Source organism: Mycolicibacterium tusciae (genome assembly GCF_002086795.1).
GTDB classification, from domain to species: Bacteria; Actinomycetota; Actinomycetes; order Mycobacteriales; family Mycobacteriaceae; genus Mycobacterium; species Mycobacterium tusciae.
This window is the reverse complement of the sequence record NZ_MVIM01000012.1, coordinates 122,037-142,099: the sequence shown is the minus strand read 5'-3', so window position 1 is coordinate 142,099 and position 20,063 is coordinate 122,037. Positions and strand designations below refer to the sequence as shown.

Below are 20,063 nucleotides of genomic sequence, written 5' to 3'. Positions count from 1 at the left end.
GGGTCACCACTGGTCGCGCGGGACGTCGAAATCCGCGCACAGCGCGCGCCAGACATCGCGCGGGTCGACGCCATCCTCGATGGCCTGCGCAGGGGTGCGCCCGCCGAGACCAGTCAAGACGTGGTCAACGAGCAACGACGCGCCGCGCACCGACCCGAACTGCCCCTCGACGAGTTCGTTGAATTCCGTCAACCGCACGTCGCCCAACCTACGCCGTCGGCCCAACCGCTTCATGGCACACCCGTACCGGATCGTCAACGTCGGCCAGGGTCGCGCCTGCGTCTCGCGCGGCCTCACGATAAGCCGGTAACGACAGCACCTCACGCACCGCGGCCGCCAACCCCTCGGCGGTCAATGGGCGAACCAGCACCCCACTACCTTGGCGCACAACGCGATTGGCGATCTCCCATTGATCGCCACCGCCGGGCACCGCCACGAGCGGTACGCCCGCGAGCAGTGACTTGGACACGACGCCGTGCCCGCCACCGCAGATCACCACGTCGGCGCTCGACAGCAGTACGTCCTGGCGGCCCAGCCCGACCGCGGCCCACGGCGGCACCGGCGCAGCCGGACCGCCCAGCCGCGACACCACGACCCGCGACCCCTCGGGAAGGGCCTCGCCGGGGATCAGGGTGTCCAGGGCAAGTTCGGCCAGGCCGTGGGCACCGGTCGTCGCCGTCGACGGCGCGACGACCACCACCGGGCCGGAGCCGGGCGGAATCGGCAGTTCCGACGACGTGGGTTCGAAGTGCAGGGGCCCGACGATCACCGCCTCGGACGGCCAGTCGGGGCGCGGCATCTCCAGGGCGGGCAGCGTGGCGATCAGCCGTCGCCGTGGTCCCAGGTCGACTGCAGGCAAACCGATTTCGACCCGCGCCGCCTGCCGCTGCCGCAGTCCCTCGCGCCATGACCGGGCGGACATCGCCCGTAACACCGTGTCGCGGACCTTGCCGCGGATGCCGACGCCGGGCGCCAGCCCGCTGCCGATCGGCGGAAGGCCCTTCGAGGGTCGATACAGCGGCTGAGGGTTCAGTTCGACCCAGGGCAGGCCAAGGAGGTCGGCGGCGAACGCGCCAGCGACGGTGATGACATCCGACACCACCAGGTCCGGTGCCAGCTCCGTCAGCTGTGGTGCGTTGAGCACCGCCATCCGAGCCGCCCGTTGGTTGATCTTGGCGCCTGCGTCGGCGTCGTCGTCGGCTTCGGTCGCGTCCAGGCCGACGAGTTCAACCGCGTCGACACCTGCCGCTGTGGCCACGGCCAGCCGCTGTGCGCCGGTCAAAAGTGTCGGTGAATCCCCGTTGGCCAGGAAGCGAAGGCACAGCGCAATGGCCGGAAAGGCGTGCCCGGGATCGGGTCCGGCAACGACCGCGACGCGCATTGGGCCTACCATGCCACAGCGCTGCCCCATAGTCTGAAGACATGACCGACCAGGCATCTGGAGTAAGACCCGACCTCGACAACGTCCGTGTCGTCGAAACGTTCCTCTACGCACTTCAGGACGAGGACTTCGACACCGTCGACCGCTCGCTGGCGGACACCATCGAATGGCAGAACGTCGGATTCCCTACGATCAGGGGCCGCGAACGCATCGTCGGCATGATGAGACGGGGCGAAGGCCGCATGGGCTTCGAGGTGAAGATTCACCGGATCGCCGCCGAGGGCAATGCGGTGCTGACCGAGCGCACCGACGCCTTGGTGTTCGGACCGCTGCGCATCCAGTTCTGGGTGTGCGGGGTTTTCGAGGTGCATGCGGGGCGGATCACCCTATGGCGAGACTATTTCGACACGCTCGACTTCCTGAAGGGGACCGTCCGGGGAGTCGCCGCAACGGTGTTCCCGTCCTTGCGCGCGACCATGTAGCCTGCCGCATTGCTATCATTCGGGCTCGATATGAGCACCGAACCCGCGCGCACACGGCCGAACTTCGTCGAATACATCGGCTACTGCTACGGCAGAGCGCTGCCGGCCTCCATGCACGACTGGGTGCGCAACGACCTGGCCGGCAAGGGCGCCACCGTCCGCATGATGATTCGCGTCTTCATCCCGGCGTTCGTCATCCTGATCCCGTTCTGGTTCATCCCGACCACGTTGGACGTGCACTTGTCGATGACGCTGCCGATCCTGATCCCATTCGTGTTCTTCTCACACGCGCTCAACAAGGTCTGGCGACGACACATGTTGCGAAAGCACGGTCTGGACCCGAACCTCGTCGACGCACTCTCCCGCCAGAAGAACGCCCACGTCCACGAGGCGTATATCGAGCGCTACGGGCCGCGCTCAGGACCGTCGAGCTCGCACGACGTCTAGGCCCGGCGCAGGTGGCCGAGTTCGTCGAAGGCCTGCGCCCATCCGAGCAGCCGATCGGTCGCGTTCGACAGCTCATTGCGGTAGCGCTGTTGGGTCATCGGTGAGCTCGACATCGACCCGGTGTTGGCCGCCGACACCAATTGCGCTGCCGCGGTGACCATTTCGTTGTACTGACGGCTACCCTGCTGCAGCTGAGCGGTGAAGGCCTGAATCGTCGGCGCCAAATGCGCGCGCGACTGCGGTGCGGAGCTGATCGTGCGCTCCATCGACACCACCTCGTTCGCGGTCGCGGTCATCGTGGCGGCTGTCTGGTTGGCCGCGGCCGTCAGCTCCCGAAGCTCGTCGGCGGGCAGCAGCCGGCCGCGCTCCATCACCCCGAGAAGCGAGAACAGACCGCGTTCCGAGGCGGCCAGCGCGGCCATCGGCTGGCGGGCGGCCGAACCCCACGCCGGCAGCCGTCGAGCGGTACGGGAACGCTGCGGCGGCAACGGTTCACCGCGCAGCCAGCGGTAGCGGAGGAACGACAGCGTCGCCAGGAATGCGGCGCCGACCGCGATGGGAGCCGGGATGAACAGTGCCCAGAACGGGGTTTCCCACGCCGACAGCAGTCCGGTGACACCGATCCAGAACAGCGACGACACCGTGAAGAACACGCCGAGCCGCAGTGCCCAGCGTCGCTTGCGCAACAGTTTGGCGCGCGGATCCGCTGCGGCGTTGAGCTTTTCGGCCACCACATCGGACCACTCCGCGGCGGTGTCCACGCCGCGCTGCACCATCGAGCGCCACGCCTCCGGTCTACTGGCTCGCGAATTCACACCTGTTCCTCACGGAAGTTACTGCGACAGTGGGTTTTCCGGTGCCGCTTGGGGGTTGGCAGCCGGTGCGGCAGGCGCGGCTGCGGCGTTACCGCCCGCCGGCAACTGCTCACCGCGCATGGACGCACGGATCTGCTCGAGCCGCGAGTGTCCGGCCATCTGCACGCTGGCAGACTGCACCTCCATCATCCGGCCCTGCACGGAGTTCTGCGCCAGCTCGGCGGACCCGATCGCGTTGGCGTAGCGCCGTTCGATCTTGTCGCGGACCTCGTCGAGGCTCGGCGTGGTGCCGGGCGCGGCGAGCTCGCTCATCGACCGCAGCGATGCACTGACCTGTTCCTGCATCTTGGCCTGCTCGAGTTGGCTGAGCAGCTTCGTGCGCTCGGCGATCTTCTGCTGCAGCATCATCGCGTTCTGCTCGACCGCCTTCTTGGCCTGCCCGGCGGCCTGCAGCGCCTGATCGTGCAGGGACTTGAGGTCCTCGACGCTCTGCTCCGAGGTCACCAGTTGCGCGGCGAACGCCTCGGCGGCGTTGGTGTACTCGGTGGCCTTCGCGGCATCGCCGGCGGCGGTCGCCTGGTCGGCCAGCGTCAAGGCCTGGCGGACGTTGACTTGAAGCTTCTCGATATCGGCGAGCTGGCGGTTGAGCCGCATCTCCAGCTGACGCTGGTTACCGATGACCTGGGCGGCCTGCTGAGTCAGCGCCTGGTGCTGGCGCTGGGCCTCCTCGATGGCCTGCTGGATCTGCACCTTCGGATCGGCGTACTCATCGACCTTGGAGCTGAAGAGCGCCATCAGGTACTTCCACGCCTTGGTGAACGGATTGGCCATCGGTTCATCCCGCCTTCGTGTCTGTCGTTGTCTCGGCCCTGGGCCGCCGGCTTACCGTGCTGCCCAATCTATCGGGTCGGTGACTGTTGTCGCACCTACACCGGCTCAGGCGACCGCCATCGACACGACCTGCGGAATGACGACCTTCGTCGAGGCGTCGATGTTGGCCGAACCGATCGATTCGCGCTCGAACGCCGCAAGTTCTTGGCGACCCATCTCGTCGCCCGCGTCGGACAGCACCCGCGACAGCGGCACGTCCAGCGCGCTGCAGATGGCGCTGAGCAACTCGCTGGAAGCCTCCTTGCGGCCACGCTCGACCTCGGAGAGGTAACCAAGGCTGACCCGTGCGGAGTCGGACACCTCGCGCAGGGTGCGGCCCTGCTCGGTGCGGGCGCGGCGCAGCACGTCGCCGATCACCTCGCGCAGCAATGCCGTCATACGTGCTCCCCTTTCGAGAGGTCCGTCGCTGGGCTTTGTATTAGGGCAACGCCGCGGGCATGCGGGGGGTTCCCGGATCGCACAAATAGCGGCCGTTCGAGGCGAAACCGCTGTACAAACGGACTGGACTCAGTGCGCGGCGGGGCGTGCGCGCGAATCGCGAATGGCCGAGACGACGTAGTCGATGCCGGTGATCACCGTCAGGACGACGGCCGCCCCCATCACCACCCAGGCCCCGGTGAGCCAGGGGCCCGACAAGGGCAGCACGAACAGGCCGATCGCCACGCCCTGGACGAGGGTTTTCAGCTTTCCGCCGCGGCTGGCCGGAATGACGCCGTGGCGCAGCACCGCGAAGCGCAAAACCGTGATGCCGATCTCGCGCGTCATGATCACGACGGTCACCCACCACGGCATCTCGCCGAGGATCGACAGACCGATCAACGCCGCACCGATGAGGGCTTTGTCGGCGATCGGGTCGATCAGGGTGCCGAATTCGGTGACCATCCCATAGCTGCGGGCCAGTGCGCCGTCGAACCGATCCGTGATCACCGCAACCGTGAACACGATGAATGCGGCTATCCGCCAGAACGTTTCGTGGCCGTCAGCGACAAACAGGACGACCAGGAACACCGGGACCAACGCCAGCCGGATACCGGTGAGCACATTGGCGATGTTCGCCACCCGGGCGCGCGGCACCACGGGATCGGTCGTGGGTTCGCCCGGCACCGCAACAGAATATCGGTTGCTGTGACGGATACTCTCCACGTGTGAGCGCAGATCCCGGATCGGTCGCCATCCGGCGGGCCAGAACATCGGATGTGCCTGCGATCAAGGCTCTGGTCGACATCTACTCCGGCAAGATCCTGCTGGAGAAGAACCTGGTGACGCTGTACGAGGCCGTCCAGGAGTTCTGGGTCGCCGAGCTCAACGGCGAACTGATCGGGTGTGGCGCCCTGCACGTGCTGTGGTCGGACCTCGGCGAAGTGCGCACAGTCGCGGTGCATCCGAAGGTCAGGGGTCAAGGGGTCGGGCACGCGATCGTCGACCGGCTGCTGGATGTGGCCAGGAATCTGCACCTGGAGCGCATCTTCGTCCTGACCTTCGAAGTCGCATTCTTCAGCCGACACGGCTTCCAGGAGATCGACGGCACGCCGGTCACGGCGGAGGTCTTCGAGGAGATGTGCCGCTCGTATGACACCGGCGTGGCGGAGTTCCTCGACCTGTCCTACGTCAAGCCGAACATCCTCGGCAACACCCGAATGCTGCTCACTCTGTAGCCGCCTGCGGCCGTTAACGGGTTGATTGCGTGCACCCGGTAGCCGCAATCAACCCGTTAAGTTGCCGCGAGTTTGAGTAATTCGTCGACCGACCACTGGTCGTCGGCATGGATGCCGTACTTGCAGGCCCGTATGGTGCCATCCGGCTCGATCAGGAAATCGGCTGGATTGCCGAGGTGGTCTTCCCCCGGGGCGAGGGCACCGACGACCGAGGTGGAGTGTCTGATTCCGCGGACGGCGGCTCGAACCGCACCGAGATGTAACACCGAGCGCAGCGACGACTCGACGCCGAACTCCTTGTACAACTTGCGTTCCGGATCAGCCACCATCGCGAACGGGACATCGGCAACGTATTGCCGAAGCCGGTCGGCGGCAGAGTGGAACAGGACGACCTCAGTGACCCCGGCGTTCTCGATCTCATCGCGCCGCCGTGCTACGTCTCGAAGATGAAGGTTGCAGATCGGGCACCCCGCGAAACGTCGGAATTGCAGGTGAACCAGCCGCTCCGGCGCAGGCACGCTCACGTGCGTGTCTGTGACAGTGCGCAGCGTTCGCGCCTTGACCTTGTCGCCTGCGGTGAACATCCCAACGCTTCCGGTTAGCCGGACTTCATGCTAACCGCGACTCTCATTCCTCGTCGTCGTCACCCGCGTCGCCGCCGCGGATCAACATGAGCGTGCCCGCCAGCTCGTCGGGCTTGACCAACACCTCGCGCGCCTTGGATCCCTCGCTGGGGCCGACGATGTTGCGGGTCTCCATCAGGTCCATCAGCCGGCCCGCCTTGGCGAAGCCCACACGCAACTTGCGCTGGAGCATCGACGTAGAACCGAACTGACTGGACACGACCAGCTCGACCGCCTGCAGGAACACGTCCATGTCGTCGCCGATGTCCGGGTCGACGTCGGTGCGCTCGCTGGTCGTCTTGGCGGCGGTGACGCCCTCGGTGTATTCCGGCTCGGCCTGGGACTTCGTGGCTTCGACGACGGCGTGGATCTCCTCGTCGGTGATGAACGCGCCCTGTAGTCGGATCGGCTTGTTCGAGCCCATCGGCAGGAACAGCCCGTCGCCCATGCCGATGAGCTTCTCGGCGCCCTGCTGGTCGAGGATCACGCGGCTGTCGGTCAGCGACGACGTGGCGAACGCCAGTCGCGACGGAACGTTGGTCTTGATGAGGCCGGTGACGACGTCCACCGACGGCCGCTGCGTGGCGAGCACCAAGTGGATGCCCGCGGCGCGGGCCTTCTGCGTGATACGCACGATGGCGTCCTCCACATCACGTGGTGCGGTCATCATCAGGTCGGCGAGCTCGTCGACGATCGCGAGGATGTAGGGGTACGGCTTGTACTCGCGCTGGCTGCCCAGCGGCGCGGTGATCTCCCCCGACCGAACCTTCTTGTTGAAGTCGTCGATGTGGCGCACGCGCGACGCCTGCATGTCCTGGTAGCGCTGCTCCATCTCCTCGACCAGCCACGCCAGCGCCGCGGCCGCCTTCTTCGGCTGCGTGATGATGGGGGTGATCAGATGCGGAATACCTTCGTAGGGCGTCAGTTCCACCATCTTCGGGTCGATCAGGATCATCCTGACTTCCTCGGGAGTCGCGCGCGCCAGCAGCGACACGAGCATCGAGTTGACGAAGCTCGACTTGCCCGAGCCCGTCGATCCGGCCACCAGCAGGTGCGGCATCTTGGCGAGGTTGGCCGAGATGTACTCGCCCTCGATGTCCTTACCGAGGCCGATCACCAAGGGGTGGTGGTCGCTACGGGTACCCGGGTCGGTCAAAACATCTGCCAGCCGGACCATCTCCCGGTCGGTGTTGGGCACCTCGATGCCCACGGCGGACTTGCCCGGGATCGGCGCGAGCATCCGCACGCTCTCGGTCGCGACGGCGTAGGCGATGTTGCGTTGTAGCGCGGTGATCTTCTCGACCTTGACGCCCGGGCCCAGCTCGACCTCGTAGCGGGTGACGGTCGGCCCGCGTGTGCAGCCGGTCACCGTGGCGTTCACCTTGAACTGGTCGAGCACCTCGGTGATCGCCTCGATCATCCGGTCGTTGCCCGCGCTGCGCCGCTTCGGCGGATCGCCCGCGATCAACAGGTCGAGCGACGGCAGCGTGTACGGCCCGTCGACGACGCGGTCGACGATCTTGGGCTTGGCCGTCTTCTTCTTGCGCGCCCTGGCGGCGGGCTCGGGAACGGTCGGTGTCTCGTCCTCGATCGGGTAGTTCTCCATCGGCGTACCGCCGTTGAACGTCGCGGGCCCCCCGGCTCCGGAAGGCCAGGCCGTCGCCTCGTCGTCGGTGTAGCCGGCGGGGTCGTCGTAGTACCCGTCGGAGAAATCGTCGGAGCCGGCGGCGACGGCGGTTTCTTCGTCGTCGTAGTACTCGTCATCGTCGTAGTACTCACCGCGGAACGATCGCGTGGACAACATGCTCCGAACCGCGTCGGGCACTTCGCGAATCGTCGTGCCGGTCACCAACAGCAGACCGAACAGTGCACCGATCACCAGCAGCGGCATCGCGATCCATACGGTCAGCCCGTCGGATAACGGGCCGCCGATGGCGAACCCGATGAAGCCGGCGGCGTGCTGTCGCGCGACGGGGTCGGCAGGCGATCCTGCCCACAGATGCCACAGCCCCAGGACGGGCAGCACGATCATCGCCGTGCCGAGGATCAGGCGCGGCCGGGAGTCGGGGTTGGGTTCGGTGCGCATCAGCACGACGGCGGCCGCGGCCAGTGCGATCGGCACCAATGCGACCGATGAGCCGATCAGCACCCGCAGGAAGGTGTCGATCCACGCGCCGACGGGACGGGCCGCGTCGAACCATGAGCTCGCGGCGATCACCACGGCGATGCCGAGCAGAGCCAGCGCGATGCCGTCGCGGCGGTGACCCGGGTCGAGCTCGCGGGCCCGGCCGACGGACCGCGCCGTCGACCCGGCGCCCTTGGCCAGCATCAGCCACCCCGCCCGTACCCCGCGGCCCACGGTGGCGCCGGCCGACGACACCGGTGATGGACCCCGCCGCGGCGCCGGCTTGCGCTTCCGGGTGGTCCGCGCGCCGGACTTTGACCTGCTAGAGCGGCTGCCGGAACGCGCGGCGGTCTTACTAGGCATGCTGTAAGACTAGTCGCAATGGCCCCACAATCACCATCTGCCACACGGGTCACAGAACGGTATCAATCGCTGACCTGGCACGTCGTGGCGTGCCCCCATGACCGAAACGACGCGGGCTGCGGGCCTGCCGACCTCGAGTAGAGTGCTCTGCGCTGTATATGCGCTGGTCTCGATAGGCGCGCTGGTGGCTACCTGGAGCCAGAACCTGGCCTACTCCGACAGCGCCAATTTTCTGCTCGAGTTCTGGAACGACACCAAAGTGACACCGGCGGCCCGGTCACTGACGGTCGACCTGTTTCTGCTCGCCTTCCCAGCGGTGATCCTGATGGTGGCGACACGATTCCATTGGCAATCCTCGGAGTCGCCATCGCGGCGATCGTGATCTGGGTCGATGTGGGCTGAACACCGGGTAGCGAGAATTTAGTTAGGTTCGCTGAGTAGGGTGATCACCGTTCCGGCCAGCACTCACCGAGGAGTTCACCGCCCATGCCCATCGTCGTCGTCGCAACCATGAAGGCAAAACCCGAGTCGGTGGACACCGTCCGGGACGCATGCAAGCAGGCTATCGAGGCGGTGCATGCCGAACCCGGCTGTGACCTCTACGCACTGCACGAGGCCGACGGCACCTTCGTCTTCGTCGAGCAGTGGGCCGACGCCGATGCGTTGACGGCCCACAGCCAGGCCCCGGCCGTCGCGACGCTGTTCGGCACCGTCGGCGAGCTCCTCGACGGCGCACCCGACATCAAGATGCTGCAGCCGGTCGTCGGCGGCGATCCCTCGAAGGGTGCACTGCGTCCGTAATGCGTGCCCTCGACGGCAAGGTCGCGTTCATCACCGGTGCCGCCCGAGGTCAGGGCCGCGCCGAGGCGGTCAGGCTGGCCTCAGACGGCGCGAGCATCATCGCGGTCGACATCTGCGACCAGATCGCGTCGGTGCCCTATCCCCTGGCGACGCCTGACGATCTCGCGTTGACGGTAAAGCTCGTCGAGGACACCGGCGCGCGAATCGTGGCGCAGCAGGCCGATGTTCGCGATCAGGCTGCCCTCCAGTCCGCGCTGCAGGCCGGTGTCGACGAACTGGGCCGGCTGGACATCGTCGTCGCCAATGCCGGTATCGCGCCGATGCAATCGGGGCCGGAGGGCTGGCAGGACGTCATCGACGTCAACCTGACGGGCGTGTACCACACGGCCGAAGTGGCGATCCCGACGCTGGTCGAGCAGGGCGACGGCGGGTCGATTGTGCTCACCAGTTCGGTCGTGGGTCTCGTCGGGATGGGCAGCGACGACCCCGGCGCCATCGGATACGTCGCGGCCAAACACGGTATTGTCGGATTGATGCGGCTCTACGCCAATCTGCTTGCTCCACACAGCATTCGGGTCAACTCGATACATCCGGCGGGTGTCGACACCCCGATGATCAACAACGAGGCCACCCGGCAGTGGCTGGGCAGCATCGCTGAGAAGAGCCCACAGGATATGGGTAACGCGCTGCCCGTTCAGGTGCTGCAGCCGGAGGACATCGCCAACGCCGTGGCGTGGCTGGTTTCCGACGAAGCTCGCTACATCACCGGCGTGGCGCTGCCCGTGGATGCCGGATCGGTCAACAAGCGCTGATGGCCGACAACGGACCCGCACAAACGGCTTTCGGGCCCATGGTGCTGGCCGCCGTCGAACAGTACGAGGCGCCAGAACGCCGGCTCGTCGACGACGACTTGGCTCGTGCGTTCCTGCCCGCCGGCCTGCGCGGTCTCGTGAGTGCGACGCGGCTGGCTCCGCTGCGGCGGTTGATGATCGGCGCCACGGAACGAGCGGGCCAGGGGTTGTGGGCCAATCTGGCGTGTCGCAAGCGATTCATCGACGAGACGCTCGACGACACGCTGCCCGATATCGATGCGGTGATCATCCTCGGCGCCGGTATGGACACCATGCCGTACCGCCTCGCCCGGCGATCCGATGTGCCGGTGTACGAAGTTGACCTGCCGGTGAACATCGAACGCAAGAAGGCTGCCGTCCGCCGGGTGTTGGGTGCGGCGCCCCCCTCGGTTCGGTTGGTGCCGATGGATTTTGAGCGCGACGGTCTGGCCGCCGAACTGACCAGGGCGGGCCACCGCAGCGGCGATCGGGCGTTCTTCGTGTGGGAGGGCGTGACGCAGTACCTGACCGCAGATGCGGTACATGCCACGTTCGAGTACCTGCGCAGCGCCGCGCCGTCGAGCCGGCTGGTGTTCACCTACGTGCGACGGGACTTCATCGACGGCACGAACCTGTACGGCGCCCGGTCGGCGTATCGCCGCTTTCGCGAGAAGCAGCAGCTGTGGAAGTTCGGATTGGATACAGACGACATCGCGGCGTTCGTCGCGCAGTACGGATGGCGGCTGATCGAACAGGCGGGCCCGGACTACTTTCTACGCCGCTACGTCGAACCGTCGGGCCGCAAGCTCACGGCGTCGCAACTGGAGTGGACGGCGTACGCCGAGAAGACCTGAGCCCCTAAATTTCGATGACCGTCGGCACGATCATCGGCTGGCGGCGGTAGCTCTCACCGACCCACTTGCCGACCGCCCGCCGTACCGCCTGCGCGATGCGGTTGACATCGGTCACCCGTTCGGCGGCAAGGGCTTCCAGCGCTTCCTCGACCTTGCGCGTGGCGGCTTCCAGCGACTTCGGGTCCTCCGAGAAGCCGCGCGAGTGCAGTTGCGGCGCCGACGCCAACTTACCGGTGCCGCTTCGCAGCACAACGGTGATACCGATGAAACCCGAAGACAGCGTGAGCCGTTCGCCGATCACCGTCTCGCCGACATCCCCGAGAACGAGTCCGTCGACGAACATCTTGCCCGTCGACACCGCACCGGAGACCGATGCCCGGCCCGCCACCAGATCGACGCTGACACCGTTCTCGGCCAGCACGATGTTTTCCTCGGGCACCCCGGTGCGTGTCGCCAGCGCCGCGTTGGCCCGAAGCATCCGCCAGGTTCCGTGCACCGGCATCACGTTGCGCGGCCGCACGCCGTTGTAGAGGAAGAGCAATTCCCCGGCGTAGGCGTGGCCGGTGACGTGTACGCGCACATGGGCATTCGTCACCACGCGGGCGCCGATCTTAGCCAGGGCATCCAGGACGCCGAAGATCGCTTCCTCATTGCCAGGTATCTGCGATGACGACATGATGATGAGATCGCCGGCCGTCAGCGTGATGCTGCGATGCTCACCGCGCGACATCCGCGACAGCGCGGCCATCGTTTCGCCCTGCGTGCCCGTGGTCACGAGCACCACGCGCTCAGGAGCCATCATCTCCGCAGCGCCGATGTCGATGATGTCGTCATCGTTGGCGAGCGTGAGGTAACCCAGCTCCTTGGCGATCCCCATGTTGCGGACCATCGACCGGCCCACGAACGACACCTTTCGGCCCAGCGCGACCGCCGCGTCGATGATCTGTTGCACGCGACCAACATTCGATGCGAAGCAGGCCACGATGACGCGCCCCTGCGCCCCACGCATCAGCCGGTGGATGTTCGGGCCGATCTCGCTCTCCGAGGGCCCCACTCCGGGGATCTCGGCGTTGGTCGAGTCGCAGAGGAACAGGTCCACTCCGGAATCACCGAGCCGTGACATGCCCGGCAGATCGGTCGGCTTGCCGTCGGGCGGCGACTGGTCGAGCTTGATGTCACCGGTGTGCAGCACGGTGCCCGCACCGGTGTGGATCGCGATGGCCAGACAGCCCGGGATGGAGTGGTTGACGGCGAAGTACTCGCACTCGAACACACCGTGCCTCGAACTCTGGCCCTCGTCCACCTCCTCGAACACCGGCTTGATGCGGTGTTCGCGGCATTTCTCGTTCACCAGCGCCAGCGTGAACTTCGAGCCGACCACCGGTATGTCAGGGCGCAGCTTGAGCAGGAACGGGATAGCACCGATGTGGTCCTCGTGCGCGTGGGTGAGCACCAGTGCCTCGACGTCTTCCAGACGATCCTGGATCAGGCGAAGATCGGGCAGGATCAGATCGACCCCGGGCTCGTCGTGCGTCGGGAACAGGACGCCGCAGTCGACGATCAGCAGCCGGCCCAGATGCTCGAAAACCGTCATATTGCGGCCGATTTCGCTGATGCCGCCCAGCGCGGTGACCCGCAGTCCCCCCGGGGCCAGTGGCCCCGGCGGTGCGAGTTCTTCGTTCACTAGCGCAGCACCGTGGCGGCCCGCATATCTGCGGCTAGCTCGTCGATCTGGTCCGGTGTCGCCGGTATCTGCGGCAGCCGCGGGTTGCCGGCCTCGAAACCCTGCAGTCTCAGCCCCTCCTTGGCGAGCGTCACACCGCCCAGACGTGCCTGTGCGTCGGCCAGCGGTCCGAGCGTGACGTTGATCTTGCGTGCCGTCGCGACATCGCCGGAGTTGAACGCCGACAACATGTCCCGCAGCTGACTCGCCGCCACGTGGCCCCATACGCTGATGAACCCGACGGCGCCCATCGCCAGCCACGGCAGGTTCAGCGCGTCGTCACCGGAGTAGTAGGCCAGCCCCGTCTCGGCGATGATCTGCCCGCCGCCGTGCAGATCTCCCTTGGCATCCTTGATCGCCACGATGTTGGGATGGGTGGCCAGCGTCCGGATGGTGTCCCATTCGATCGGGATGGCGGAGCGCGGCGGAATGTCGTACAGCACCACCGGCAGCGGCGTGGCGTCGGCGACCGCGGTGAAATGTGCGACCAGCCCGGCCTGCGGCGGACGTGAGTAGTACGGCGTCACGATCAGCAGGCCGTGCGCACCCTCGCCGTGGCAGGCTCTGGCGAGCTCGATGCTGTGCTCGGTGTCGTACGTTCCGGCGCCGGCGATGATGCGGGCACGGTCCCCGACCGCCTCGAGTACGGCCCGCAGCAACGTCAGCTTCTCGCCGTCCGTCGTCGTCGGCGACTCACCGGTGGTGCCGGACAGCACCAGGCCATCGCAGCCCGCGTCGATCAGGCGGGTCGCCAGCCGGACCGCGGTGTCGGTGTCCAGGGTGCCGTCGGGCTTGAACGGGGTAGCCATCGCGGTCAGCACGGTGCCCAACTGGGCCGTCACGTCGAATCCGCCGGTACTCACGAACAGTGAGATTACCCGCTCGGGGTCACGCCTCTGTGGCTAGCGGGCTGGTTGCCACCTCCGTGCCGTCAGCCAGCGCATAGATCTCGAAGTCGGAGAACGCCTGCGGTGCGACCTCGATCAATTGGCGCAGACATTCGATGGCCAGCCGGCGAATCTCGATGTCGGCGTGCTCGCTGGCGCGCATCGCGATGAAATGCCGCCACGCGCGGTAATTGCCGGTGACGACGATGCGGGTCTCGGTGGCGTTGGGCAGCACCGCCCGGGCAGCCTGTCGGGCCTGCTTACGTCGAAGTACGGCGTTCGGCTCGTCCGCGAGCCGAGCCTCCAACCTGCCCAGCAGTTCGGTGTACGTCGCGCGGCTGGCGTCGGCGGCAGCGGTGAGGATCTCTTCGAGTTCGGGATCGTTCTCGATACCGGGTGGCATGACGACCTGCGCGTCGTGCTCGGGGACATAGCGCTGCGACAGTTGCGAATAGGAGAAATGGCGGTGCCGAATCAGCTCGTGGGTGCACGACCGCGAGACCCCGGTGATGTAGAAGGACACCGACGCGTGTTCAAGCACCGAGAAGTGACCGACGTCGATGATGTGCCGCAGATAGGCGGCATTGGTCGCGGTCCGCGGATTGGGCTTTGACCAGCTCTGATAGCACGCACGGCCGGCGAACTCCACCAACGCGGGCCCGCCCTCGGCGTCCGTACTCCACGGCACGTCAGGCGGCGCCGCGAACTCCGTCCTGGCGATCAGCTGTACGCGCAACGGCGCGATCTCGGCCACGGCTCACCCTAGCGCGAGCGCCTCGTCACGGTTGGGACTGACGTGCGCGTTTGGGCTGCGGATCGGAGGGGAATTATGCGGTCCTCGGTCGGCGTTTAACGCAGCACCGGACTTGGAGGGAGAGTGGCCGATGCCCACTGATTACGACGCGCCCCGTACCCAGAACACGGACGAAGGCGACCAGTCTCTGGAGGAGATCGCCGCGCGCCGGCGCGACAAGGTCGACGTGGCGGTGCTCGATGTCGATGACGGTGATGCCGTAGACGCGATCGACCTGCCCGACATCGATCTGTCGGGTGAAGAGCTCACCGTTCGGGTGATCCCGAAGCAGGCCAACGAATTCACCTGCTCCAGTTGCTTCCTGGTGCAGCACCGCAACAGGCTCGCGCTGCAGTCTGGCGACAGACTGGTGTGCGCGGACTGCGTCTGACCTTCTGCCGCCGCCGTCGGCGCTAGGGTGACGCCATGGCAGGGTCGACCGTGGCATCGCGTCTTCTCGATGTGATGGAACGCGACATCCTGCCGATGACCGAGCGTGGTGTCGCGGCGGGCAACAAAGTGTTCGGCGCCGCATTGCTCCGTAAATCCGATATGTCGCTGGTGCTGTGCGGCACGAACAGCGAGACGGACAATCCGCTGCTGCACGGCGAGATCAGCACCCTCAACCAGTTCTACGAACTGCCCGACCGCCCGGCCACGCGCGAACTGGTTTTTTTATCCACTCATGAACCCTGCCCCCTGTGCCTGTCGGCCATCACGTGGGCGGGGTTCGACAACTTCTACTACTTCTTCACCTATCAGGATTCGCGCGACGCATTCGGCATCCCCCACGACCTGAAGATCCTCCAAGAGGTCTTCGGCGTCGAGGACGGCAACTACCGGCACACCAACGCGTTCTGGACCGGACGGTCGATCCGCGACCTCGTCGACGCGGAACCCGAGCCGCTGCGCAGCCGGTTGCTCGAGCAGGATCGGTGCATCCGCGATGTATACGCCGGACTGTCACAGCAGTATCAAGACTCCAAGGCCGACAACGACATTCCGTTCAACTGACGACACCTAAGCTCGAGCGTCGGATTGTGTCACGCCGTCGGGGCTGACAGCGTGACATTACCCGACAGTCGATCAGCGCAGCGCTTGCTTGAGGGGGGTCACCAGGTCACCCCGCTTGCCCACCGTGACGTCGGTCAGCCCCAGCCACGCCGCCATGGTCTGCAATTCCGCGGCCAACGGCGCCGCCAGGCGCGTCGGCTGCTCCCCGTCTTCGGCGAATGCACCGACGACGTAGAGCGTCCCCTGCGCACGATCGGCCTTCAGGTCGACGCGGCCGACAAGTCTGCCGTCGAGCAGAAACGGCCATACGTAGTACCCGAACTGGCGCTTGGGGGCGGGCGTGTAAATCTCGATGCGGTAATGGAATTCCCACAGCCGCTCCACGCGCGGCCGGAAGAAGATCAACGGGTCGAACGGGCACAGCAGCGCCGTGCCACGGTCGCGCCGGGGCACGATCTGACCCGCACGCAGGTACGCCGGCGCCGCCCAACCGTCGACCTCGACCTGCTCCAGTTCCCCGTCGGCGACGAGCTTGGCGAGCGCCGGTTTGGACAGTTTCGGCGACAGCCGGAAGTAGTCCCGGATGTCGGCTTCCGTGCCGATGCCGAGCGCGCCGGCGGCCCGCCGCATCAGCTCGCGCAGCGCCTCATCGTCGTCAACCTCCCGTGCCACGACCTCCGGCGGCAACACCCGCTCGGTGAGGTCGTAGTGGCGGGCGAACCCGATGCGGGTGGCCGTGGTCAGCACGCCAGCCGACCACAACGCCTCCGTCACCCACTTCGTGTCGCTGCGGTCCCACCACGGGCCCTTGCGGCCGCGCTGGTCGGCGCCGAGGTGCGCTTCGATCTGACCGGCGGTCGACGGTCCGAGTTCGGCGATGGCGGCGACGATGTCGTCGGCCAGCCGTCCGTTCCTCTTGACGATCTCCTTGCCCCAGCGGCCATGCGTGTACTCGCGCATGCGCCACCGCATCAGCGGCCAGTCGTCCACCGCCATCAGCGCGGCCTCGTGCGCCCAATATTCGACCAGCAGGCGTGGCGAGCGGGTGCTGTGGCTCCACGCCGCACGATCCAGCACGTCGCGGTCGTAGGGGCCGAGCCTGCTGAACACCGGCGCGTAGTGGGCGCGCACCGCCACCGACACCGAATCCAGTTGCAGCACTTGGATCCGCGAGATCAGCCGACGCAGGTGTGCGCGCGTCAACGCCCCGCTCGGTCGCGGTTCGGCGAAGCCCTGGGCCGCGACGGCGATCCTGCGCGCCTGTGCCGAGGTCAGCGTGCTCACGGGCGAACGTAGCTGAAGAACCGATAGCGCAGACCGGAGGAACTGGTGAGCCACTCCCCTTCGGTGCCTATCCACTGTTCGTCCAGCGTGGGCGCCACCGCATCACCGTCGTGGCGGGGCAGGTCGATCTCCACCTCGGTGACCTCGCACCGCGTCGCGAGCGGGAGCGCCAGCGTGTAAATCTGTTCACCGCCGATCACCCAGGTCATGTCGTCGGTCAGAGCGTCCTGAAGCAGGGGAACCACGTGCGCACCGTCAGCCATGTAGTCAGCTTGCCGGGTCAGTACGACATTTCTGCGGCCCGGCAGCGGCCGCACCTTCGCGGGCAGCGACTCCCAGGTCAGTCTCCCCATCACGACGGTGCGCCCCATCGTGAGCTCTTTGAAGCGGGCCTGGTCCTCGGGCAGCCGCCACGGAATACCTCCCCGGCGACCGATGACACCGGAAGTCGACTGGGCCCAGATCAGCCCCACCGTCGTCATACAGCCACGGGCGCCCTGATCGCCGGGTGCGGGTCGTAATTCTTGATCACGATGTCGTCGTAGGTGTAGTCGAAGATCGAATCACGCGGTGCGAGCACAAGTTCCGGATAGGGCCGCGCCTCGCGGCTCAGCTGTTCGGTGACCTGCGCGAGGTGATTGTCGTAGATGTGGCAGTCACCGCCGGTCCAGATGAACTCCCCCACCTCGAGCCCGGCCTGGGCGGCCATCATGTGGGTGAGCAGCGCGTAGCTGGCGATGTTGAAGGGAACGCCGAGGAACAGGTCGGCGCTGCGCTGGTAGAGCTGACAGCTCAGCCGGCCGTCGGCCACGTAGAACTGAAAGAACGCGTGACATGGAGGCAGGGCCATCTGCGGGATCTCGCCGACGTTCCAGGCCGACACGATGTTGCGGCGCGAATCCGGATCCGACTTGAGCAGCTCGAGCGCCGCACTGATCTGGTCGATGTGGTCACCAGACGGGGTGGGCCACGACCGCCACTGCACCCCGTATACCGGCCCCAGATCGCCTGTCGGAGAAGCCCATTCGTCCCAGATCGTGACGCCGTGCTCCTGTAGCCAGCGCACGTTCGAGTCGCCGCGCAGGAACCACAACAGCTCGTAGATGATCGATTTTGTGTGCACTTTCTTGGTGGTGAGCAGCGGGAAGCCCGCCGTCAGGTCGTAGCGCATCTGGTGGCCGAACAGGCTGCGGGTGCCGGTGCCGGTGCGGTCCGATTTCGCTGTCCCACGCTCGAAAACCAGGCGAAGGAGGTCCTCATACGGCGTGCTTATAGACCCAGTGACCGGCACTCGGTCAGCTTACGTCCAGAGGGCAGGAGTAGAACCGAAGGCATGCCGACAACCACCGACTCCATCACGACCGCCGACGGGACCTGCCCGGTGACGTTGCACACTCCCGAGGGCTCGGATTTTGCTGGCCCGTGGCCGGGAATCGTCATGTACCCCGACGCCGGCGGGGCGCGCCAAACCTTCCGCGAGATGGGCGACCAGCTGGCCGCCTACGGCTTCGCCGTCCTGGTGCCCGATGTGTACTACCGCGACGGCGACTGGGCCCCGTTCGAGATGGCGTCGGTGTTCAGCGACGAGAACGAGCGCAAGCGGCTGTTCTCGATGATCTCGAAGGTGACGCCCGACATCATGGCCGCCGACGCGAAGGCCTTCTTCGACTACCTGTCCGCACGGCCGGAGGTCACCGGCGAGGCGTATGGCACCACCGGATACTGCATGGGCGGGCGGACGTCGCTCGTGGTCGCGGGTCGTGTGCCGGAGCGTGTCGCCGCGGCGATGTCATTCCACGGCGGCGGTCTGGCGGCCGACGACCCCGGCAGCCCGCACCTGCTCGCCGATCAAATGAAAGCGGCCGTCTACGTCGGCGGCGCCGAGAACGACGCGTCCTTCACCCCGGAAGCAGCTGAAACCCTGGACAAGGCGCTCACCGCCGCCGACGTCGAGCACACGATCGAGTGGTACGCGGCCGGGCACGGCTTCGCCGTACCTGACAACGGGCCGTATGACAAGGCGGCGGCCAAACGGCACTGGGACGCCATGGAGTCGTTCTTCGGCACGCACCTGGGCTGACCCCCGTAGCGCCGGTGGGTGCGGGTGCGCCACGATGAACGCATGGACCAGGCGACGGCAGAGCACTCGGATTCCGGCGACGGAACGCGCATCGATCCGGTACTGGCCCGCAGTTGGCTGTTGGTCAACGGCGCGCAGTACGACCGCTTCGCACCCGCGGCGGCGTCGCGCGCCGACATCGTCGTCCTCGACATCGAGGATGCGGTCGCCCCGAAGGACAAGCTGGGCGCCCGGGAGAATGTCATCCGGTGGCTCAGCGAGGGCAACAGTGACTGGGTCCGCGTCAACGGGTTCGGCACGCCGTGGTGGGCCGACGATCTCGACGCGTTGGGCAAGTTGTCGCCGGGCGGGGTGATGCTCGCGATGGTGGAGTCCGTCGACCACGTGACCGAAACCGCCAAGCGACTGCCGAACGTGCCGATCGTGGCGCTGGTGGAGACGGCGCGCGGTCTCGAGCGCATCACCGAGATCGCCGCCACCAAGGGCACATTCCGGCTGGCGTTCGGCATCGGTGATTTTCGACGGGATACCGGCTTCGGGGACAACCCGACGACGCTGGCGTATGCGCGGTCGCGGTTCACGATCGCGGCCAAGGCGGCGCATCTCCCCAGCGCGATCGACGGGCCGACGGTCGGTTCGAGTGCGCTCAAGCTCAGTGAGGCGACGGCGGTGTCCGCTGAGTTCGGGATGACGGGCAAGATCTGCCTGACACCCGATCAGTGCCCGACGGTGAACGAGGGACTGTCACCGTCGGCAGAGGAAATCAGTTGGGCCAAGGAGTTTTTCACCGAGTTCGAACGTGACGGCGGCGAGATCCGCAACGGCTCCGACCTGCCGCGTATCGCGCGGGCCAACAAGATCCTCGACCTCGCTCGGTCCTACGGCATTCACGAATCGGAGTTCGACGACGTCGACGACCCGGCGCACATCCCCGCGCCGTCGGACACCTACCACTACTGAGCTTTTCCTCGTCTCTGGGCGCTGTACTTGTCGGACCCTGCTGTTTTGATGGGTT

The 20,063-nt window shown here is 66.5% G+C and carries 25 protein-coding genes; 11 read left to right on the top strand and 14 right to left on the bottom strand.

The window, feature by feature from the left end; genetic code table 11:
- Positions 1-3: 3 nt before the first annotated feature.
- Both BST47_RS21115 and BST47_RS21110 read right to left on the bottom strand, forming a co-directional pair.
- Positions 4-198 (bottom strand): DUF3046 domain-containing protein, encoded by a 195-nt coding sequence (locus BST47_RS21115; protein WP_083127638.1) that lies wholly within the window; start codon positions 196-198, stop codon positions 4-6.
- Between the two features lie 10 nt (positions 199-208).
- Positions 209-1,381 carry a glycosyltransferase gene (locus BST47_RS21110; protein WP_083127592.1) on the bottom strand — a complete coding sequence of 391 codons (1,173 nt, stop codon included), beginning with the start codon at positions 1,379-1,381 and terminating at the stop codon, positions 209-211.
- A gap of 41 nt (positions 1,382-1,422) precedes the next feature.
- Between BST47_RS21110 and BST47_RS21105 the strand changes: the two genes are divergently transcribed.
- Together BST47_RS21105 and BST47_RS21100 are read left to right on the top strand one after the other, a co-directional pair.
- Entirely contained in the window at positions 1,423-1,863 is a 441-nt protein-coding gene (locus tag BST47_RS21105; RefSeq protein WP_083127591.1) for a limonene-1,2-epoxide hydrolase family protein, read from the top strand.
- A 30-nt stretch (positions 1,864-1,893) separates the two neighbouring features.
- On the top strand, positions 1,894-2,310 hold the full coding sequence (locus tag BST47_RS21100; RefSeq protein ID WP_083127590.1) for a DUF5313 domain-containing protein: 417 nt from the start codon (positions 1,894-1,896) through the stop codon (positions 2,308-2,310).
- Here the strand turns inward: BST47_RS21100 and pspM are convergent.
- The 4 genes from pspM to pgsA all read right to left on the bottom strand — a co-directional run bounded on the left by pspM (position 2,307) and on the right by pgsA (position 5,120).
- Positions 2,307-3,125 (bottom strand): phage shock envelope stress response protein PspM, encoded by an 819-nt coding sequence (gene pspM, locus BST47_RS21095; protein ID WP_083127589.1) that lies wholly within the window; start codon positions 3,123-3,125, stop codon positions 2,307-2,309. The two genes, BST47_RS21100 and pspM, sit on opposite strands and share 4 nt — an antisense overlap.
- Positions 3,126-3,143: 18 nt before the next feature.
- On the bottom strand, positions 3,144-3,956 hold the full coding sequence (pspA, locus tag BST47_RS21090) for a phage shock protein PspA (protein ID WP_083127588.1): 813 nt from the start codon (positions 3,954-3,956) through the stop codon (positions 3,144-3,146).
- A gap of 105 nt (positions 3,957-4,061) precedes the next feature.
- Positions 4,062-4,394, bottom strand: coding sequence for a transcriptional regulator ClgR (clgR, locus tag BST47_RS21085; RefSeq protein ID WP_083127587.1), 333 nt, complete (start codon positions 4,392-4,394; stop codon positions 4,062-4,064).
- A gap of 129 nt (positions 4,395-4,523) precedes the next feature.
- Complete coding sequence (gene pgsA, locus BST47_RS21080) at positions 4,524-5,120, bottom strand: CDP-diacylglycerol--glycerol-3-phosphate 3-phosphatidyltransferase (protein WP_083127637.1); 597 nt, start codon at positions 5,118-5,120, stop codon at positions 4,524-4,526.
- A 41-nt stretch (positions 5,121-5,161) separates the two neighbouring features.
- Here pgsA and BST47_RS21075 point away from each other — a divergent pair, with 41 nt between their 5' ends.
- Entirely contained in the window at positions 5,162-5,671 is a 510-nt protein-coding gene (locus BST47_RS21075; RefSeq protein ID WP_083127586.1) for an amino-acid N-acetyltransferase, read from the top strand.
- A 56-nt stretch (positions 5,672-5,727) separates the two neighbouring features.
- Here BST47_RS21075 and BST47_RS21070 read toward each other — a convergent pair whose 3' ends face one another.
- Together BST47_RS21070 and BST47_RS21065 are read right to left on the bottom strand one after the other, a co-directional pair.
- Positions 5,728-6,255 carry a peroxiredoxin-like family protein gene (locus BST47_RS21070; protein WP_083127585.1) on the bottom strand — a complete coding sequence of 176 codons (528 nt, stop codon included), beginning with the start codon at positions 6,253-6,255 and terminating at the stop codon, positions 5,728-5,730.
- 43 nt (positions 6,256-6,298) lie between these two features.
- Positions 6,299-8,782, bottom strand: coding sequence for an FtsK/SpoIIIE family DNA translocase (locus BST47_RS21065; RefSeq protein WP_083127584.1), 2,484 nt, complete (start codon positions 8,780-8,782; stop codon positions 6,299-6,301).
- A 97-nt stretch (positions 8,783-8,879) separates the two neighbouring features.
- Here BST47_RS21065 and BST47_RS21060 point away from each other — a divergent pair, with 97 nt between their 5' ends.
- The 4 genes from BST47_RS21060 to BST47_RS21045 all read left to right on the top strand — a co-directional run bounded on the left by BST47_RS21060 (position 8,880) and on the right by BST47_RS21045 (position 11,267).
- Positions 8,880-9,164 (top strand): DUF2834 domain-containing protein, encoded by a 285-nt coding sequence (locus BST47_RS21060; RefSeq protein WP_083127583.1) that lies wholly within the window; start codon positions 8,880-8,882, stop codon positions 9,162-9,164.
- Positions 9,165-9,268: 104 nt separating this feature from the next.
- Positions 9,269-9,583, top strand: coding sequence for a putative quinol monooxygenase (locus BST47_RS21055; RefSeq protein WP_083127582.1), 315 nt, complete (start codon positions 9,269-9,271; stop codon positions 9,581-9,583).
- Entirely contained in the window at positions 9,583-10,395 is an 813-nt protein-coding gene (locus BST47_RS21050) for a mycofactocin-coupled SDR family oxidoreductase (protein ID WP_083127581.1), read from the top strand. Before BST47_RS21055 ends, BST47_RS21050 begins: the two co-directional genes overlap by 1 nt.
- Entirely contained in the window at positions 10,395-11,267 is an 873-nt protein-coding gene (locus BST47_RS21045; protein WP_083127580.1) for an SAM-dependent methyltransferase, read from the top strand. The genes BST47_RS21050 and BST47_RS21045 overlap by 1 nt, the downstream gene beginning before the upstream one ends.
- A 4-nt stretch (positions 11,268-11,271) precedes the next feature.
- Here BST47_RS21045 and BST47_RS21040 read toward each other — a convergent pair whose 3' ends face one another.
- From BST47_RS21040 to thyX, 3 genes are read right to left on the bottom strand one after another with little or no spacing between them, the layout of a single operon-like run.
- A complete protein-coding gene (locus tag BST47_RS21040; protein WP_083127579.1) occupies positions 11,272-12,951 on the bottom strand; it encodes a ribonuclease J in 1,680 nt (559 codons plus the stop codon).
- Positions 12,951-13,859 (bottom strand): 4-hydroxy-tetrahydrodipicolinate synthase, encoded by a 909-nt coding sequence (dapA, locus tag BST47_RS21035; RefSeq protein WP_207568654.1) that lies wholly within the window; start codon positions 13,857-13,859, stop codon positions 12,951-12,953. Before dapA ends, BST47_RS21040 begins: the two co-directional genes overlap by 1 nt.
- Positions 13,860-13,878: 19 nt before the next feature.
- Positions 13,879-14,631, bottom strand: a complete 753-nt coding sequence (thyX, locus tag BST47_RS21030) for an FAD-dependent thymidylate synthase (protein WP_083127577.1) — start codon at positions 14,629-14,631, stop codon at positions 13,879-13,881.
- 130 nt (positions 14,632-14,761) lie between these two features.
- Here thyX and BST47_RS21025 point away from each other — a divergent pair, with 130 nt between their 5' ends.
- Together BST47_RS21025 and BST47_RS21020 are read left to right on the top strand one after the other, a co-directional pair.
- The gene (locus BST47_RS21025; RefSeq protein ID WP_083127576.1) at positions 14,762-15,061 is read left to right on the top strand and encodes a DUF4193 domain-containing protein; all 300 of its coding nucleotides are present in this window, start codon (positions 14,762-14,764) and stop codon (positions 15,059-15,061) included.
- Positions 15,062-15,096: 35 nt separating this feature from the next.
- Positions 15,097-15,684 carry a nucleoside deaminase gene (locus BST47_RS21020; RefSeq protein WP_083127575.1) on the top strand — a complete coding sequence of 196 codons (588 nt, stop codon included), beginning with the start codon at positions 15,097-15,099 and terminating at the stop codon, positions 15,682-15,684.
- Between the two features lie 72 nt (positions 15,685-15,756).
- Here the strand turns inward: BST47_RS21020 and BST47_RS21015 are convergent, their stop codons facing one another.
- Genes BST47_RS21015 through BST47_RS21005 form a run of 3 tightly spaced genes read right to left on the bottom strand, consistent with a single transcriptional unit; the run spans position 15,757 to position 18,241 of the window.
- Positions 15,757-16,968 carry a winged helix-turn-helix domain-containing protein gene (locus BST47_RS21015; RefSeq protein ID WP_083127574.1) on the bottom strand — a complete coding sequence of 404 codons (1,212 nt, stop codon included), beginning with the start codon at positions 16,966-16,968 and terminating at the stop codon, positions 15,757-15,759.
- Positions 16,965-17,450, bottom strand: a complete 486-nt coding sequence (locus BST47_RS21010) for a dihydrofolate reductase (protein ID WP_083127573.1) — start codon at positions 17,448-17,450, stop codon at positions 16,965-16,967. Before BST47_RS21010 ends, BST47_RS21015 begins: the two co-directional genes overlap by 4 nt.
- A complete protein-coding gene (locus BST47_RS21005; RefSeq protein WP_207568653.1) occupies positions 17,447-18,241 on the bottom strand; it encodes a thymidylate synthase in 795 nt (264 codons plus the stop codon). The genes BST47_RS21010 and BST47_RS21005 overlap by 4 nt, the downstream gene beginning before the upstream one ends.
- A gap of 60 nt (positions 18,242-18,301) precedes the next feature.
- On the opposite strand from BST47_RS21005, the gene BST47_RS21000 reads away from it, so the two are divergent.
- Positions 18,302-19,048, top strand: coding sequence for a dienelactone hydrolase family protein (locus BST47_RS21000; RefSeq protein ID WP_083127571.1), 747 nt, complete (start codon positions 18,302-18,304; stop codon positions 19,046-19,048).
- Positions 19,049-19,090: 42 nt separating this feature from the next.
- The gene (locus tag BST47_RS20995; protein ID WP_083127636.1) at positions 19,091-20,008 is read left to right on the top strand and encodes an HpcH/HpaI aldolase/citrate lyase family protein; all 918 of its coding nucleotides are present in this window, start codon (positions 19,091-19,093) and stop codon (positions 20,006-20,008) included.
- Positions 20,009-20,063: the final 55 nt, after the last annotated feature.

Excerpts from the sequence above, each read along its gene's own strand:
- BST47_RS21060 (WP_083127583.1), top strand. The coding sequence starts at position 8,880 with ATGACCGAAACGACGCGGGCTGCGGGCCTGCCGACCTCGAGTAGAGTG.
- BST47_RS21105 (WP_083127591.1), top strand. The coding sequence starts at position 1,423 with ATGACCGACCAGGCATCTGGAGTAAGACCCGACCTCGACAACGTCCGT.
- BST47_RS21050 (WP_083127581.1), top strand. The coding sequence starts at position 9,583 with ATGCGTGCCCTCGACGGCAAGGTCGCGTTCATCACCGGTGCCGCCCGA.
- clgR (WP_083127587.1), bottom strand. The coding sequence starts at position 4,394 with ATGACGGCATTGCTGCGCGAGGTGATCGGCGACGTGCTGCGCCGCGCC.
- BST47_RS21045 (WP_083127580.1), top strand. The coding sequence starts at position 10,395 with ATGGCCGACAACGGACCCGCACAAACGGCTTTCGGGCCCATGGTGCTG.
- BST47_RS21055 (WP_083127582.1), top strand. The coding sequence starts at position 9,269 with ATGCCCATCGTCGTCGTCGCAACCATGAAGGCAAAACCCGAGTCGGTG.
- BST47_RS21020 (WP_083127575.1), top strand. The coding sequence starts at position 15,097 with ATGGCAGGGTCGACCGTGGCATCGCGTCTTCTCGATGTGATGGAACGC.
- BST47_RS20995 (WP_083127636.1), top strand. The coding sequence starts at position 19,091 with ATGGACCAGGCGACGGCAGAGCACTCGGATTCCGGCGACGGAACGCGC.
- BST47_RS21070 (WP_083127585.1), bottom strand. The coding sequence starts at position 6,255 with ATGTTCACCGCAGGCGACAAGGTCAAGGCGCGAACGCTGCGCACTGTC.
- BST47_RS21065 (WP_083127584.1), bottom strand. The coding sequence starts at position 8,782 with ATGCCTAGTAAGACCGCCGCGCGTTCCGGCAGCCGCTCTAGCAGGTCA.
- pspA (WP_083127588.1), bottom strand. The coding sequence starts at position 3,956 with ATGGCCAATCCGTTCACCAAGGCGTGGAAGTACCTGATGGCGCTCTTC.
- BST47_RS21025 (WP_083127576.1), top strand. The coding sequence starts at position 14,762 with ATGCCCACTGATTACGACGCGCCCCGTACCCAGAACACGGACGAAGGC.
- BST47_RS21100 (WP_083127590.1), top strand. The coding sequence starts at position 1,894 with ATGAGCACCGAACCCGCGCGCACACGGCCGAACTTCGTCGAATACATC.
- BST47_RS21000 (WP_083127571.1), top strand. The coding sequence starts at position 18,302 with ATGCCGACAACCACCGACTCCATCACGACCGCCGACGGGACCTGCCCG.
- BST47_RS21010 (WP_083127573.1), bottom strand. The coding sequence starts at position 17,450 with ATGACGACGGTGGGGCTGATCTGGGCCCAGTCGACTTCCGGTGTCATC.
- BST47_RS21110 (WP_083127592.1), bottom strand. The coding sequence starts at position 1,381 with ATGCGCGTCGCGGTCGTTGCCGGACCCGATCCCGGGCACGCCTTTCCG.